Annotated in this window: 12 protein-coding genes; 9 read left to right on the top strand and 3 right to left on the bottom strand. The window is 64.6% G+C overall.

The genetic code is table 11. The features are described 5' to 3' along the window. Nucleotides 1-3: 3 nt before the first annotated feature. The 8 genes from HNQ08_RS13040 (at nt 4) to HNQ08_RS13010 (ending at nt 10,245) form a co-directional block, all read left to right on the top strand. Entirely contained in the window at nt 4-1,677 is a 1,674-nt protein-coding gene (locus HNQ08_RS13040; protein WP_184132738.1) for a hypothetical protein, read from the top strand. 469 nt (nt 1,678-2,146) lie between these two features. After that, a complete protein-coding gene (locus HNQ08_RS13035; protein WP_184132735.1) occupies nt 2,147-3,082 on the top strand; it encodes a phosphotransferase in 936 nt (311 codons plus the stop codon). A gap of 452 nt (nt 3,083-3,534) precedes the next feature. After that, nucleotides 3,535-3,762, top strand: coding sequence for a hypothetical protein (locus HNQ08_RS13030; protein ID WP_184132732.1), 228 nt, complete (start codon nt 3,535-3,537; stop codon nt 3,760-3,762). 751 nt (nt 3,763-4,513) lie between these two features. Further along, complete coding sequence (locus HNQ08_RS13025; RefSeq protein ID WP_184132729.1) at nt 4,514-7,288, top strand: TerD family protein; 2,775 nt, start codon at nt 4,514-4,516, stop codon at nt 7,286-7,288. 89 nt (nt 7,289-7,377) lie between these two features. Continuing rightward, nucleotides 7,378-7,527 carry a hypothetical protein gene (locus tag HNQ08_RS13020; RefSeq protein ID WP_184132726.1) on the top strand — a complete coding sequence of 50 codons (150 nt, stop codon included), beginning with the start codon at nt 7,378-7,380 and terminating at the stop codon, nt 7,525-7,527. Between the two features lie 282 nt (nt 7,528-7,809). Beyond that, complete coding sequence (locus HNQ08_RS28220) at nt 7,810-8,121, top strand: transporter substrate-binding domain-containing protein (protein WP_221284182.1); 312 nt, start codon at nt 7,810-7,812, stop codon at nt 8,119-8,121. Then, complete coding sequence (locus HNQ08_RS28215) at nt 8,118-8,591, top strand: type 2 periplasmic-binding domain-containing protein (protein WP_221284181.1); 474 nt, start codon at nt 8,118-8,120, stop codon at nt 8,589-8,591. Before HNQ08_RS28220 ends, HNQ08_RS28215 begins: the two co-directional genes overlap by 4 nt. A gap of 67 nt (nt 8,592-8,658) precedes the next feature. Beyond that, a complete protein-coding gene (locus HNQ08_RS13010; protein ID WP_184132723.1) occupies nt 8,659-10,245 on the top strand; it encodes an ABC transporter substrate-binding protein in 1,587 nt (528 codons plus the stop codon). Nucleotides 10,246-11,061: 816 nt separating this feature from the next. Here the strand turns inward: HNQ08_RS13010 and HNQ08_RS13005 are convergent. After that, entirely contained in the window at nt 11,062-11,388 is a 327-nt protein-coding gene (locus HNQ08_RS13005) for a winged helix-turn-helix domain-containing protein (protein ID WP_184132721.1), read from the bottom strand. Continuing rightward, nucleotides 11,385-11,786: a hypothetical protein gene (locus tag HNQ08_RS13000; protein WP_184132718.1), complete on the bottom strand. Its 402-nt coding sequence runs from the start codon at nt 11,784-11,786 to the stop codon at nt 11,385-11,387. The genes HNQ08_RS13005 and HNQ08_RS13000 overlap by 4 nt, the downstream gene beginning before the upstream one ends. A 334-nt stretch (nt 11,787-12,120) precedes the next feature. Between HNQ08_RS13000 and HNQ08_RS12995 the strand changes: the two genes are divergently transcribed. Continuing rightward, complete coding sequence (locus HNQ08_RS12995) at nt 12,121-13,131, top strand: potassium channel beta subunit family protein (RefSeq protein WP_184132715.1); 1,011 nt, start codon at nt 12,121-12,123, stop codon at nt 13,129-13,131. Between the two features lie 607 nt (nt 13,132-13,738). Here HNQ08_RS12995 and HNQ08_RS28110 read toward each other — a convergent pair. Continuing rightward, complete coding sequence (locus HNQ08_RS28110) at nt 13,739-13,960, bottom strand: tyrosine-type recombinase/integrase (protein WP_229790027.1); 222 nt, start codon at nt 13,958-13,960, stop codon at nt 13,739-13,741. Nucleotides 13,961-14,749: the final 789 nt, after the last annotated feature.

Raw genomic sequence — 14,749 nt, 5'->3', positions numbered from 1 at the left:
GCCATGCTCCGGCTGCTCCCTGGCGTCGCCCCAGGCCCCGTGGCCGCCCTGACGGCCTGCTTACGCGAGCAGTGGCGCGCAGGCGGTCACATCCGTGGAGAGGCCTCCCGGCCCGCACAGCTCGCGGGCCGCGCGCGAATCCGCCGGGACGCCTGGACGGCCGCCCGGGCAGGGGACGCCCACCCAGCGCTGTGTCTGGCGGCAGAGGCGGCGGCCGGACCGCTGCACACGCTGGTGAGCAGCCTGGCCCAGATGAACGCCGGCGACGCCCGCCTCACCGACGGGCTGGCGGGCCTGGCCCTGAACGAGGTGTGTGACCTCTTTTCCGGTGTGGCCGCGCTGCCGGCCGAGCAGGACCTGCCCCTGGGCGACGTCTCGGGCCTGCTCACGGGCCGGGGCCAGCTGCGTCTGGGATTACAGGCTCCGGAGGGCACAGTGCCGGACACGGCGCAAAGTGCGCAGGAGGACCCCGAGGCGGGACGCTCCGCGGCCGCCCTGGCGCTGGAACGCATCCTGTCGTGGTCCGGCGGCGTGTGGTCCCTTCAGCTGGCCCGCCATCCACAGGATCTGGTCACCGACGGCCGCCTCCTGGCGCATTGCGTGGGCTGGGGCGGCTACGCCCAGGCGGTCCGGGCCGGCTCCTCCCGGATTGTCCGGGTCCTGGCCCGCGGCGCCGAGGAGGACGCCGCGGTGGCGGTGCTGACGCTGGAGTTACAGGCTCTCCACGGGGGCCCGGACCGCTTGGGCTGGCAGCTCGCGCAGGCCAAAGGCCTGAACAACCGAAGGCCCGTTCCGGAAGAGGCGGCCCTGCTGACCCTGTGGGCCCGGGAGGTCGGCGTGAAGGTCACCGCCGGTGGCGACATCAACTTGCGCTCTCCCGCGGCCCTGCAGGCCAGTCTGACCCGGCTGGCCCCCTGCTGGCTGCCGGCCGTCCTACCGGCCCGGCCGCCGGCTCCCGTGAGTGACGGCGTCCGGCGGGCCACCGCTCATCTCGCGGCGTCCCGGGCGGCGGCGTGGACGCCGGCGGCCACCCGCCAGCACCGGGAGAGCCTGCGCCGCGTGGCCCTGCTGGTGGGCCGCGCCCGGAACCACATCCAGGCCGAGCTGACCCGGCTCCACGAGGAGGGTGAGCCCCGCCTTGTCGGCAGCTATGACGCGGGGGACCTGCTGACCGGGACGGGCCGGGTGGAGCTGCCCGCCGACCCGCGGCCGCTCTTTGAAGCGCTGGGAGCAGGCGGCGCAGGGGTGGGGCTGCGCGCCCAGCGCCGCGTGGAACTCTTTCTCAACCGCCTGCTGGAGGTGGATGAACACCGGGAGATCTTTGAACTCCGGCGGGGCCGGCACCCCGGCGAACTGAGGCTGACGTTCGAGGGACGCTGGCGGGCGAGCCGGCTGGACCTCAGCCTCGAGCCGGCCACTATCGCGGACCTGCTGGCCCCCGTTCCAGCCCTGCTGCCCCCGGGCCGGGCCGGCCGGCGGCGGGAACCGGCGTTCGCGCTGGTGCGGGCCGTGCTGGATGAACCCCTGGGCGACTGCGCACCCGCGGCCACCGCCGCCACCGGTCAGGGGGGCGAGACCCTCCGCATTCAGCTGCAGGCCTGGCTGAGCGCCCAGAGCCGGCGGCCGCAGACACACCGGCGAACACGCGCCCGGCGGGCACGTCCTGTCGGCGCCTGACCCGGACAGGCGGCGCATGGTGCGTGTGGGTGATCGGGCCAGAACGGGGCCCAGGCGATGGGGGCAGGCCTACCGCGCAGGCTGTCACCACCCCGCCAGAACACCCAGGGACGCCGCAAGCCGCGGCGCCTCCCTGTACCGCGCGCCGCCAGCGGCCCATGGGGCAGTGCCCTGTCGAGACGATGGCGCAGGTCGGGACCAGGGCCACCAGCCCCCGCCAGCGCCCAACGTGCGGCAGGACCACCCTGCCTCCGGCTCGCCCCAGAGGGGTCGCGTCCAGGCAGCTGGGCGCTGCAGTTTCATCCGGAAGGCCGCAGGACCACTGACCAGGGCCCTATTGAGAACGACAGAAGTTGGAGCTGGTCCGGCACAGCCGGAACCCTCAACAGCTGCTCTCACCTGTTCCTTGACCCACTTGTAGGTCATTCAGCGGACGCCGTCAGACAGGGTGGGCCCGTACACTCGCCCCGTGGCCCTTAAACCCGAATACGCGTCTTCAGAGGCTGCGGCTCTCCTGCAGACGACCTGCGGGTGGACTGTGACGGACATCCACCCACTGGCCGGAGGGCATTTCTCCCAGGCATTCGGGTTCGAGGCAGACGGCCGCCCCCTGGTGGCCCGCTTCGGTAGTCAGGAGGCCGCCTACCGGAAAGACGCGTACGCCGGGGAGATGTTCGCGGCGGCGCTTCCCGTCCCCCGAGTGCTTCAGATCTGCACGTTCAGCAGCGTGACCGTCGCCGTGAGCGAGCGGGCCCCAGGGCGGCTGCTGTCCGCGTATTCGAATGACATCCTCGCGCTGCTCCAGCCTGCCCGTCTGGAGTTGCTGGCCACCCTTGCACAGATTGACGTGTCCAGAACGGCCGGCTACGGCTGGTGGGACCAGCAGGGCCAGGGCGGATTTCCCTCCTGGCACGCGTTTCTCGCAGCCATCATGGCCCCCTGCGAGGACGGCTTCTACGCCGGCTGGCACAACCTGTTCGCTGGGCCCCTCCTCGACCGCGTCTTCTTCGAGCAGGTGTACGCCCAGGTCATGCGCATGGCCCGCTGTCTTCCCGAGGTGCGCGGTCTTGTTCACAACGACCTCAACCGCGACAACGTCCTCACAGACGGCACGCGCATTACCGGCGTGATCGACTGGGCCAACGCCCTCTACGGCGATCCTGTGTACGAGGCGGCCAAGGCCAACTGGCGTTCGGGCGGCGAATGGGCGGCGGCCCTCCAGGCCCGGTTCAGCACCTGGCCGGACTACGACTGGCGTCTGCTGACATACACCCTGCATGTTGGGCTCGACGACCTGCGCTTCTACGCCCAGATTGGCGAGGCCGGCGGAACGGCACGAACGGAGGAGTACCTGCGCCACTTTTCAGCTCTCGCGACCGAATGGGAAGCAGGGCGGTCCATATGACGCCGACCCGCGACTCGGCGCGGGGACAGCGCGCCCATGCGCACCGGGACACACCACAGCAAGGGCAGCGCTCATGAGCGCTGCCCTTGCTGTGGGGCGGGCTGAGGTCGCTCTGGCTGCCCCGGTGTCCGGTCACGCTGTTCTGGTCGAGCGAAGTGGCTGGTTGGTGGTCCGAGTGGAGTCTTCGCCATGAAAGTGGATGCGGAGGGTGACAGGGTGAGGCGAAAGCTGGAGGCGCGCGAGTCCCTGCACCCTGTGACGTCCCCGTGCACCCCGCCGTAGGCGGGCAGTCGGGCGGACCTGGCCTGGATGGTGCTGCCCTGGGTGGAAGGTGAGGCGCTGAGCGCGTCCAGCCCCATCGACGCCCAGCGGAAGGGCGGAGCACTGCTCGCCCGCATCCATGCCCTGCCTGGGGGCCACCCCCACCGCAGAACCAGACCTGGGCCGAGTGGATGTTGGGCTGGTTGCGGCACGGGCTGGCGTACTGGCACGCATCGGACGTCGTGCCGGAGAACATCGGTGCCCGGTTGAGCTGCTGGCGGCAGGCCATCGAACTGCGGTTGCTCTTCCGCGGCCACCAACTGATCGTGTTCGACGGCAAACCGGAGCACCTGCTGGTCACGCCGGCGGGAGAGGTGACGCTCATTGATGTCGAGGACCTGCGGGCGGGGACGGCCTGATAGACCTTGCGGTCATCGTCCTTCACGAACCTGAGGTGCTTCAGGGGGTCATGGAGGGGTACCCAGCCCTCTCTTCGGATGAGGCGGCCGTGCTGGCGTTCTATCAGCTTCTCCAGGCGCTTGCGGCCGCCGAATGGGATGAATCGCGGCTCACTGGCGAACGTCGAGGTCATTTTCTGCAAATGGCGTCGCAGCACCTGCCTACTTGAGAGAGATTGATGGCAGAGACAGCACATACGCATCGTCATTCCGTGGCTGCTGGAGGCCTTCTCGTGATCACACGAACAGGTATGACCAGTCGTTGCGGGCCCGGGCTGTACTGGTCAAGCCATTCCATAAATCAGCCCGGACCTATGTAGTTATCAATAGAGACGGCTACGCCGTCTGGCGGATTCGCGCCAGCGTCAGGTCAGGCAGACTCTGACTCAACGCTGCGGCGCCCTGGACAGGCATCCTTCATTCATTGAATCTGACTTTCGCCTGTTCGCCTTCCGCAGCTTTTTTTGCTGCTGTTCCACTTCCGGGCTGGCCCCCTGGAAACGCATCCTTCTCCCTCAACTGTTCATTGACCTTGCGTCTCCGCCTTCCAGCCCTTTTTTTCGACCTTTCGTCAGCCCTCCTTCCTTCCGCCCCGCGGAACAGCAGAGAGCGCTGCCGCTTCCTTTTGACACTGCCGCTCTCCTTTGACGCTGCCCCCCTTTTTCTGACCGACACAACAGCGGAGCACTCAACCTCAACGGAGGAACCAACCATGACCCCCCTGATCCCCCAGACCGCCATCACCCCCCTGACCCGCGCCGCGACCCTGCTGCGCGTCCTCGGCGTGATTGAACTGCCAGCCCTGGCGGGCAGCGAGCGGCTCAGCGGGCAACAGGTCGTCGGGGAGATCCTCTCAAGTGGCGCCCTACCGAGCCCAGCGCTGATCGACGCGCTGCTCGCGGCCCCCGCCGATCAGCGCCGCGGCGCGCTCGCCTACGGCTTGCAGGCCCTGCGCGACGCGCGCGGAGACGCCCCCTCGCTGCCCCAGCTGCGTGAATTTGCCCTGAACCAAAGGGCGGACACCGGCGCCCTGTTTCAGGAGCGTCTGGCCGCGTGGTACGGCCTCCAGGTCACCGACGCTGAGCACTGCTCGGTGCGTCAGGACCTGAACGTCCTGCCCGGCACCTGGGGCACCGCCGCGCTGGGCGACCACGGCCCGCAGCGTGAACGCGCCTGCGCCAGCGGCCTTCTGGGCAGCGCCATCCAGGGAGCGTGCCCCATCTGCCACCTGCGGGTGGGGGACGTCCAGGACATGCTGGGGCTGGCCGCCAGGGACAGGGGGCGCCGCGCCGACCGTCCGCTGCCGACCCGCGGAGTGGACCTGGCCCCGAGCGGCGAGGCACTGACCACGGCGCTGCAGGGCGCCCTGGAGGGGCTGGCCGCGGCCTCGACCCCACCTTCGGACCAGGAGCGCGCCGACCTGGTCACGCTGCTGCAGATCCTGCTGGGAGCCGGCGTGGGTGCCGAAACCATCATGGCTGGCCTGGTCGCGAGCGGCATGCCGCAGCGCGAGATGCGCGCCCTGGCCACGGGCCACCTGATCACCCTGTCGGGTGACGCGGGCCCTCTGGTGGAGCTGCAACGCGGCCTGGGCCTGCTGCCCACCGATCTGCTGCGCATCCTCGACGTGTGGGGCGGCGGCAGCGGCACCCTGGCGCGCGCGCCGGTCGAGCAGCCCACCAGCGTGTTGGGACAGGCCTACAGCGTCATGGCCGCGGCATTCGGTAGCGTGAATCCCACTGTGACGCCGGTGAGGCGCCAGCGCGAGCCGCACGTGCGCGTGCCGCGCCCCAGCCGCCCGCAGCGCCGCGCTGTCCTGGGCGCGCTGGAGCAGAGTCTCTCGGAACTGGCCGCGCAGGGCGAGAGCGGCCAGACCCTGGCCTGGGAAGCGTTCAGCCGTCACCAGGAGGCCTTCAAGCGCGTGCTGCGCAGGCTGCACGTGCACGAACGTCCGCGCGACTATCCCCACGTCGCCGCGCTGGCCGGCCTGCTGTCGGCTGGGGGCAAGGTGGACCAACTGGGCGGTCTCCATCCCCAGGCAGCCATCCTGGCCCGCACGGTCGCGCGGCAGACCCCCGGTGAAGCGGAACGCGCCCGCAGCCTGATGGGCGGCGTGGAGCTGGCGCTGGGCAAAGCACAGATCGGTGACGCGGCCGCGCTGCTCGCGACCCGTCCAGGCCTGCTGGGCCGCAGCCTCGACCGCCTGTTGCGCCTGGAGAGCGGCGGCAAGCCAGCGGCGCCCGTGACCCTGGCGGCCCTGAAAGAGGCCGCGCCGCGCCTGACCCCCGTCATGGTCGCGGGACTCCACGCGCACGTCGCAGGGCGCTTCACGCCGGACCCTTCCCGTTCGTTCCGCTCGCGCGGAAAGGCGACCACCCGCGCCCTGGGCGACACCCGTGATCCGTTGAACACCACGCTGATCGGGCAGGTCCAGAGCGTGCTGGAAGGCGAGCTGCTGCGCCGCGGCGCCGCCGCCCCCGAGCTGGGACTGCTGGAGATCGATCCCCAGGTGCTGGGCGTGCGTGTGGCTGCTTCGGCCCGCGCCGCCTCCGGCGGCCTGGAGGGCCTGGCCCCCGGCAGCGCGCTGCCCCTGACGCCCCAGGGCGCCGCGCCGGCCACCACCGCGCGCCTGTTTCTGCACTGGGCACAAAAGGAAAAGGCAGGCTCGATTGACCTGGACCTGTCGGCGCTGGCCTACGACGCGCAGGGAAGCACGGTGGGGCAGTGCACGTTCAGCGAACTGCGCGCGCCGGGCATGGTGCACTCCGGAGACCTGCGCAGCGCGCCGTTGCCGGCAGGCGCCACCGAATACATCGATCTGGACCTGGCTGGGCTGCGCGCCGCCGGCGCCGTGATCGTTCTCGCCTCGGTGTACTCGTTCACCTCGGTGCCCTTCTCGAGCATGGAACGCGCGTCATGCGGGCTGATGAGCCGCGTGGACACCGCCAAAGGCGCGCGTGAGATGGACCTGTCGACGGTGCGGCTGAAGTTCGACCTGCGCGGCGAGCAGACCTCGTGCACGCTGTTGGCCATCGACCTGCGTGAGCCAGGGGGCGAGCAGGTGATCTTCCTGAAACTGGCCGGCGACCGGGGCGGTTATCAGGTGGCCGAGCGGGACCCGATGGGCGCGCTGGCCCTGCAGATCGCACAGGCCGGCAGCGGCATGCCGCTGACCCTGCTGGTCGCCCCTCACCTGGCGCGCGCGGGGGCGGTGCGCTGCGGCGCGCAGACCTGGGCGAGACAGGACGCCGAGAGCCGCGAGGATTTTGCCCGCCGCGTGCAGCTGGCGCTGATCGACTGCGCCGAAGGGCACATGATGGATGTGGCCGAGACGGCTGACCTGACGGGCGGCCCGACGCTGCTGATCACGGACCAGCCGCGGCGCGCCCTGGGCACAGGTGACACTGTCATCTGCTTCCAGCCGGGCGTCACCCAGCCCTCAGGCGTTGCGGTTCACGGCCTGCGCGGTCTGCTCGACGCTCTCTGAAAAGGGCACCTGCCCCCTTCTTTTCCAGGGAACCGGGGACAGGTCCCCAGTTCTTTTCTCCGTCTCAAGGACTCCACAAGGAGCCCCACATGAACCTGACCACCCTGAAAGCCCGCGGCCTGCAGGCCGCGCTGGTGATCGGCCGGCGCCAGCATCCGTGCCCGGTCCGCGCCCTTCTTCGTCTTCTCCGTGCCGCTCTTCAGCAGCTGCTTGCCCCGGTCGTCAGAGCCCAGCGGTAGCTTCCTGACGCAGCCCTCGCCATTGTTCTTAGGTGCTGTCATGAAAAACCTCCTACCAGAAGGGGTTTTGCGTTCTTTCCGACACCGTGGATGATGGCTCTGACGCGCCGACATAACAAGTTTCCGGGCATACGCACATGGCGCCCGGACACGCAGGATGTTGGACCAGGGAAACGCACGCGGTGCTGGTCCGGGCTTATGCTTCCCACCTGTCTGCGACTGAGTGACACACGAATCAAGCAAGCTGCGTCAGCCCATACCGGAGGTCAGCTACCTTTACGTATGCGCAAACTTGTGGTCTGCATCACGTCGCTCGCTGTACTGTCACCTGCCCTGGCACAGACTGCAGCGCCCAGTCCGAGCACGCTGGACAAGGTCGTCGCGTCTAAGACCATGCGGGTGTGTACGACAGGTGATTACAAGCCGTTCACTTCCCTCAATGTGGCCACCGGGATGTATGAGGGGATCGACATTGATCTGGCGGGCTCACTGGCCACAAGCCTCGGTGCCAAACCTGAGTTCGTCGCCTCCAAATGGGCCACCCTGCTTGATGACCTGAACGCTGGTAGGTGCGACATCGTGATGGGGGCGTGAGCATCAACCTGACCCGTCAGGCCCGGGCATTCTTCAGCGTCCCCGCCCTGACCGCCGGAAAGTCGGCCATCGCCCGCTGCGAAGACAAGGCCAAGTTCAACACCCTCGCCGATATCGACCGTCCAGGGGTCCGGGTCATCGTCAATCCCGGCGGGACCAACGAAACCTTTGCCAAAGCGAACATCAAACAGGCCACCATTGTCTCCTTTCCGACCAATGTGGGCATCTTCGATGAAATTGCCGCAGGCCGCGCCGACGTCATGATCACCGACTCCGTCGAAACACTGCTCCAGCAGAAATTGAATCCGAAGCTTTGCGCCGTAAACCCAGATGCTCCCTTCACCTACGCTGAACTCGGCTATATGCTCCCCCGCGGTGACATGGTGTTCAAGGCTTACGTGGACCAGTGGCTGCATCTGGCCCAGAAGTCCGGCGAGTTCCAGGCCGAGCTTGATCAGTACCTCAAGTGATCTTGACGCTCGCCACCTCGACAGACCGTTCAAGTCACCAGAAATTCTCTCAATGTACGGAGTTGAAATGAAACCGTTCCTTGCCCTGTGTACTGCCCTGCTCCTCGCCTCCGCGGGACACGCTGCCGCCACCACCCTGGTGTACGCCGCCAACGGTGACCCCGTTACCTTCGACTCTGGCAACATCACTGACGGCGTCAGCGTCATCTACCAGTTGCAGGTGTACGACACCCTGGTCGGCTTCGTGGACGGCACCACCGACACCAGGCCTGCGCTGGCCACCAGCTGGAAACCGAATGCCAATGCCACCAGCTGGACTTTCAACCTGCGGCGCAACGTGAAGTTCCATGACGGCACTCCCTTTAACGCCGACGCGGTTCTGTTCAACTGGAACCGCTTCTGGGACCCTGCGGCACCCAACGGGTACCGCGATCAGGGACGCACCTACGACATTGTCACGTCCCTGCTGGGAGGCTTCAAGGGACAGCCCAACGCCATCATCAAGAACATCGTGAAGGTTGACGATTTCACGGTACGCTTCGATTTGAACAAGCCATCCACCGTGTTTGCGCAGGTGGTGGGAACCGGATTTTTCGGCATCGCCAGTCCCACCGCCGTGAAGGCGCAGGGGGCAAAGTACGGTACCCCGGCCAGCAAGCCCGTCGGGACGGGGCCGTTTATCTTCGGTGCCTGGAAAACGGGTGACCGCGTCACCTACACCCGCAACCCCAACTACTGGGGCACCAAAGCCAAGGTAGACACCTTGATTGTGCGGGGCATCAAAGACGCCTCGCAGCGCCTGAACGAACTCAAGGCTGGATCGGTCGACCTGGTGGGTGACATCAACCCGGACAGCCTCAAGGCCCTCAAGGCAGATTCGAACCTGCAGGTGGTGCTGCGGCCCAGTTTCAATGTGGGCTTCATCAGCCTGAACAACCGCAACCAGTACCTCAAAAATGACAAGGTTCGGCAGGCCATCAGCATGGCAATCAACAAACCTGCCATTGTCGAGGCGTTCTGGAACGGACTGGGCACCTCGAACGCTTCGTTTCTCCCAAAAGCGCTGGCCTGGGCGAACTCCAAAAATGTGCCCGCCGATTACAAATTTGACCCTGCTGCGGCCAAGAAGCTGCTGGCAGAGGCCGGGTATCCGAACGGTTTCACGCTGGACTTCTGGTACCTGCCCATTGCCCGTCCGTTCTTTCCACTTCCGAAACCCATTGCCGAAGCCATCTCTGCGGACCTGTCGGCGATCGGAATCAAGGTGAATCTGAAGACGGAGGATTATGCCAAATACCTCAAAGACCGGTACCAGGAACCAGGCTTCGACATCTACATGATCGGTTGGACAGGTGACTACGGTGACCCGGACAACTTCTACTCAGCGTTTTATGGTCCGGGTGGCAGTGACGATATCAATTGGAACCCGCCGGAACTCAACGCCCTCCTGGAAAAGGGGCGGGCCACCGTGGCGCGTGACGACAAGGCGAAAATCTACGCACAAATTCAGGAGATGACGTACAACGCCAACTACCGGATCCCTATCGTGCACAGCCAGCCTCTCGGTGCGGCGCGAACCTACGTCAAGGGCTGGATTGCCAACCCCCTCGGGACAGGAGCCCTGAACAACGTCTCAGTGCCGGGCAAGAAATGACCGGCGCCCAGGCATAATCCTGGGCGAACGATTCGTTTCTATGGCGTCGCTTCCACAAGAGGACTGAGCAAACAGAAACCGGAACCCCTTCGCGGTTCCGGTTCGCTTTTGGACGAAATCAGACCAAAGCGTCCACCACTGGTGGTGGCTGGCCGTCAAGGAGAATGCGGCTATGGCTCTGCCGAGGCTCAGGGCCAAATGAGCAGCCCTGCCGATATATCCGGAAAACACTGGAGTGTCACGGTATCCGAGAGCATACAAGAGGGCGGTATTGCCTTAACTGGGCCAGGGGGAGGCGAAATTCCTGAAGCTTGGCTTCTTCGTCATCGGCAGACCTCTTCGGTCAGACCCAGGCATTCTCGGATCGGGCCTTGACTGCGTCCTCAACCGATACACCCTGCTCGTGGGCCCGTTCGCGCTGACCTTCAAGCACGCCTCAGCTGCCCTCAACAGCCTCCTGCAAGAACTACAGCCGCACGTTCTCACCGTCGATGACTGAGAAACCCTCAACTTGTCCAATGGCGCCGCTGCCCCACCAGGCCTGATTGAACGACTCTCTCGTCGGTGTCAATGAGGGCGACCTGGAAGATTTCAGCAGAGCTTTTGACCTACTGACTGCGCTGAGCCAGAGGAAGACGCAAACCAAACACGGCGCCAGTCCTTCCAGCGCCGGCCATACGTGTGTGCGTGAGGGTGAGGAGAGTCATGCTCCCAATGCCGTTCCTCATGCAACACCCAACTCCGCCGCGTCGCGCGTAATCTCTTTCCAAACCATCCATTTCCAGGCTCAGAGCCTGCTGATCAGGATGCGGGAGTTTAGGGTGAGAGCTTCCCTATCACCTCCCCCGCTGTTCGCTGCACGATGGCTTCCAGCGCCCGAACATGCGCCCTAAATGCTGTGCGACCCTGGGTGGTGAGCTGCAGACGCGTCCGGGGGCGCTTCCCCACGAAATCCTTCTTGATCTCGATCAGCCCAGCCTCCTCCAGCATTGACGCCTGGCGAGATAGGACAGAGTCACTGACCTCCACCTCATCACGAACGAAGCCAAAATCGGCCAGCTCAACCTGAGCCAACAACGCGACAATGCTGAAACGTACGGGATGGGTGAGTTGCTCGGCGAGGTTCTGACGTGGATGTTTCATCCGCGTCGACTCCACGCCAGAACAACCAGGGGTAGGGCGGCGAACGAACCTGCGATGGGCCATACCAGTACCCAGCTGAAGGGATTCCAGTATGCAAGGCTGATGAATAACCAGAGCCAGAGGATCAAGGCGATGACTGCGAAGCTGTCGCTGAAAGACAGGCGTGGCCTGGCGGGCTGACGTATTAGCCATATGCCAGTCACGGCTGGAAGGGCCAGGAGGCTTAAGGTGTCGACAACTGAGTGATCTCCGAATTGCTTAAGCGCAAGGGTCAGGAAAAGGCCTAGTGCGAAGAGCAGCAGGGCTGGAGTGTCAACGCGTTGATGCACGCGGCGGCGCAGGTGCTCAAGGGTATCGAGTTGCTGGCGTGCCTGTTCGGAGTCGATATTCTGATTCACAAATACTTTTTATAATGGAAAGTAATTTGAAAAATGAAAGTTCTTTTTATGTCATGCAGCTTGGACGGTGTATCTCCTCAGTGCAACTAGCCATGCCGCCGTTGGTGTCATCCCCGTCCTTGTGGTTGGGCTGCATGTCGACCAGAAGCTCAAGCAGGTGCGCCTGCCGTTCCAGAATGGCCTGGCGGGCGTCATGGCTCAAAGGCAACACAACCTAAAATCCTGCTTCACTACGAGTGGGCCTGAAGCTCGAGAGAAGACGCTTGGCGTGTCTAAACCTAAGCCCAAGAACAGGTGTGCCACTTAGACTTAGGTTGTAACGCGAGGTGACGCTATGGAATATCGTCGATTGGGCCAATCTGGTTTGCAGGTCAGTGCGCTGTCCTTTGGTGCCTGGGTGACGTTTGGCACGCAGTTAGATGTGAAAGGTGCTTTGGAGCTGATGTCCGCCGCCTATGACAATGGGTGTAACTTCTTTGATAACGCCGAGGCGTACGCCCGAGGCCAAGCGGAAACCATCATGGGCCAGGCCCTGACCAAGGCTGGCTGGCGGCGCGACAGCTACATCGTTTCAAGCAAAGTTTTCGGTGGATCGGTTGAAAACCCGGCTCCGACGCAGCGGGGACTTTCACGCAAGCACATTTACGAGGCGTGCTACCAGGCTATCGAACGCCTTCAGTGCGAATACCTGGATTTGTATTTTTGTCACCGCCCGGACCGCACCACCCCCATCGAAGAAACGGTGCGGGCCATGACCGAGTTGATCCAGCGCGGTGACGTTTTGTACTGGGGAACGAGTGAGTGGTCGGCGCAGGAATTGATGGAAGCTTACGCCGTCGCCCGCCAGTACAACCTGATTCCCCCGACCATGGAGCAGCCGCAATACAACATGCTCACCCGCTACCGGGTCGAGGTCGAGTACAGCCGCTTGTACCGCCCGGACACGCTTGGGTTGGGCACCACGGTCTGGTCGCCGCTGGCGAGTGGTCTTCTGACCGGCAAATACAACGATGTGGTTCCGAATGACACCCGTATGCACTTGCCCGGTTACGAGTGGTTGAAAGCCAGGCTCGAGAGTGAAGAAGGCCAAACCAACTTGGTCAAAGTCCGGGGCCTCGCCAAGATTGCCGACGATTTGGGCGTGACCTTGCCGAAGCTCGCCTTGGCTTGGTGCCTCAAGAACCCGAATGTGAGCACCGTGATTACGGGCGCCTCCAAAGTCACGCAAGTGGCGGAGAATTTTTCCGCACTCGAGGTGCTTCCCCAGCTCACCGACGAAGTAATGGCGGCCATCGATGCGTCACTGGGCAATAAGGAAACCCGTTTATATGGCTCGAGCGAGTAAAACCGTATGTGATGAGCGCCGTTGGACTGGGAGCAAGAGGGTGCTGGCTTCGAGTTGAAGGGGTAAGCACGCACGGTGGCGTTCGGTGAACTCTGGGCTGGCAACTCGCGAGGTGTTATTCGCGCAGGGCGCTGGACAAGCAGTGCAGCAAGACCCAAGGTGGCGCTGACAGCTACGCGATGATCAATAGCATCATCGAGACTGCCAAGCGCCACACCCAGCATCCGCTCGACGTCCTGGTCGAATGGCAGGTTCCCGCTGATCCTGGACCACCGGTGCCAATCCCAGACGTCGAGAGATTGCACCGCCGGGATTCTTCCCTGATCGACAGCCAGCATGCTGTGCGGGAGGCGTTGGTGCTGGAGACCGGCCGGGCAGCACAGGATCGCTGGACGTTCGGACGGTCCTGCACATCCTCTGGACCCAGTCGCACGAATGGCAACCCGAGGCTGGACCGGGCGTCAGGAGGCCGAACGCGTGTTCTGATCCAAGCCTCGAGCGAAGACTTTAGGCGCCCCGGGCATCGTCCTCCTGGAGAGGAAGGGGCCTGTCAGCACTCCTGATCTTAAGCGGCTTGGGCGTCAGGAGTTCGGTCAGGGCGAGAGTGTCACTCATGCTCTTCCTGATAGATGTGCCGGGAGATGTCGCCGGTGATACTCGGCCGGGAGTGCCCCAGCTTCTCGCTCACCACTTCCATCGGAACGCCCATGCTGAGCATCAGCGAGGCGCAGGTGTGCTGCAGGTCGTGGAAGCGCACGTTCCCCAGCCCCGCGGCCTCAGCAATGCGCCCAGCGATCTTGGTCAGCGAAGTTCGGGTAGAGCCGCGCACCGGCCCGGTTGGTGAACATGTGCGGACCAGGCAGCACCTGTTCCTGCGCTTGCTGCGCCCGGTGCCGCCGCCGCAGTTCCACCGTTTCTGGGGCGAGGTGCAGGTCCCGCATGCCCGACTCGGTCCTCGGCGAATGGATGCGTGTGGTGGCCACGAGAGCCCCAAGAGGGGCTCTCGTCATCATCGCGACAGATTCGGCGTGTGGGAGACGTGCCAGCTCTCCAAACTCCTCTGGCCTGTGGAATGCACTTTTGGCAGCCTCAAGTCTCCGGGATTCGATTTGAAACGCACCGGCGTTCCCCAACCCAAACGGCTCGAACGCCTCTTCAGTCTGGTGACCCTGGCCTGGCTCAGCTGCTTACGGGTCGAGGTGTGGTGGCACAAGACCCACCCCACCCGCGTGCTGGCTCATGGTCGCAAGGCCATGAGCCAGGTCCGCTACGGTACGGAGTGGCTAAGAAATCCTTTGCGATGGCATCCAGACGGGCTCGCCGACCTTCTCGCGAGACGGATGACCCCTTTCTCAGCCCCATGAGCGGCATGAAGTCAAGTTGTGCGCTCCTGAGGGGTCAGTCCAGTCTCTGAAATTCAGCTACGTAATTGAGCGGCAAGTCCATTAAGAGTTTGACCATAATGCTTGCTCTGATCCGAACGGAGCGTTTAAATAGTCAGAGCCTATCAAGAGATTGTCAGCGGGGCAGCGAACCTTGAGTTCGGAGACGCTTGCCTGCCGACAACGTCCTGGGGATACGTTGACCCTTCAACTTTTTCAATCTGGGCCAGGTACCA

Origin of the sequence: Deinococcus humi (assembly GCF_014201875.1) — a bacterium.
Lineage (GTDB): Bacteria > Deinococcota > Deinococci > Deinococcales > Deinococcaceae > Deinococcus > Deinococcus humi.
This window is presented reverse-complemented; position numbering and strand designations above follow the sequence as displayed.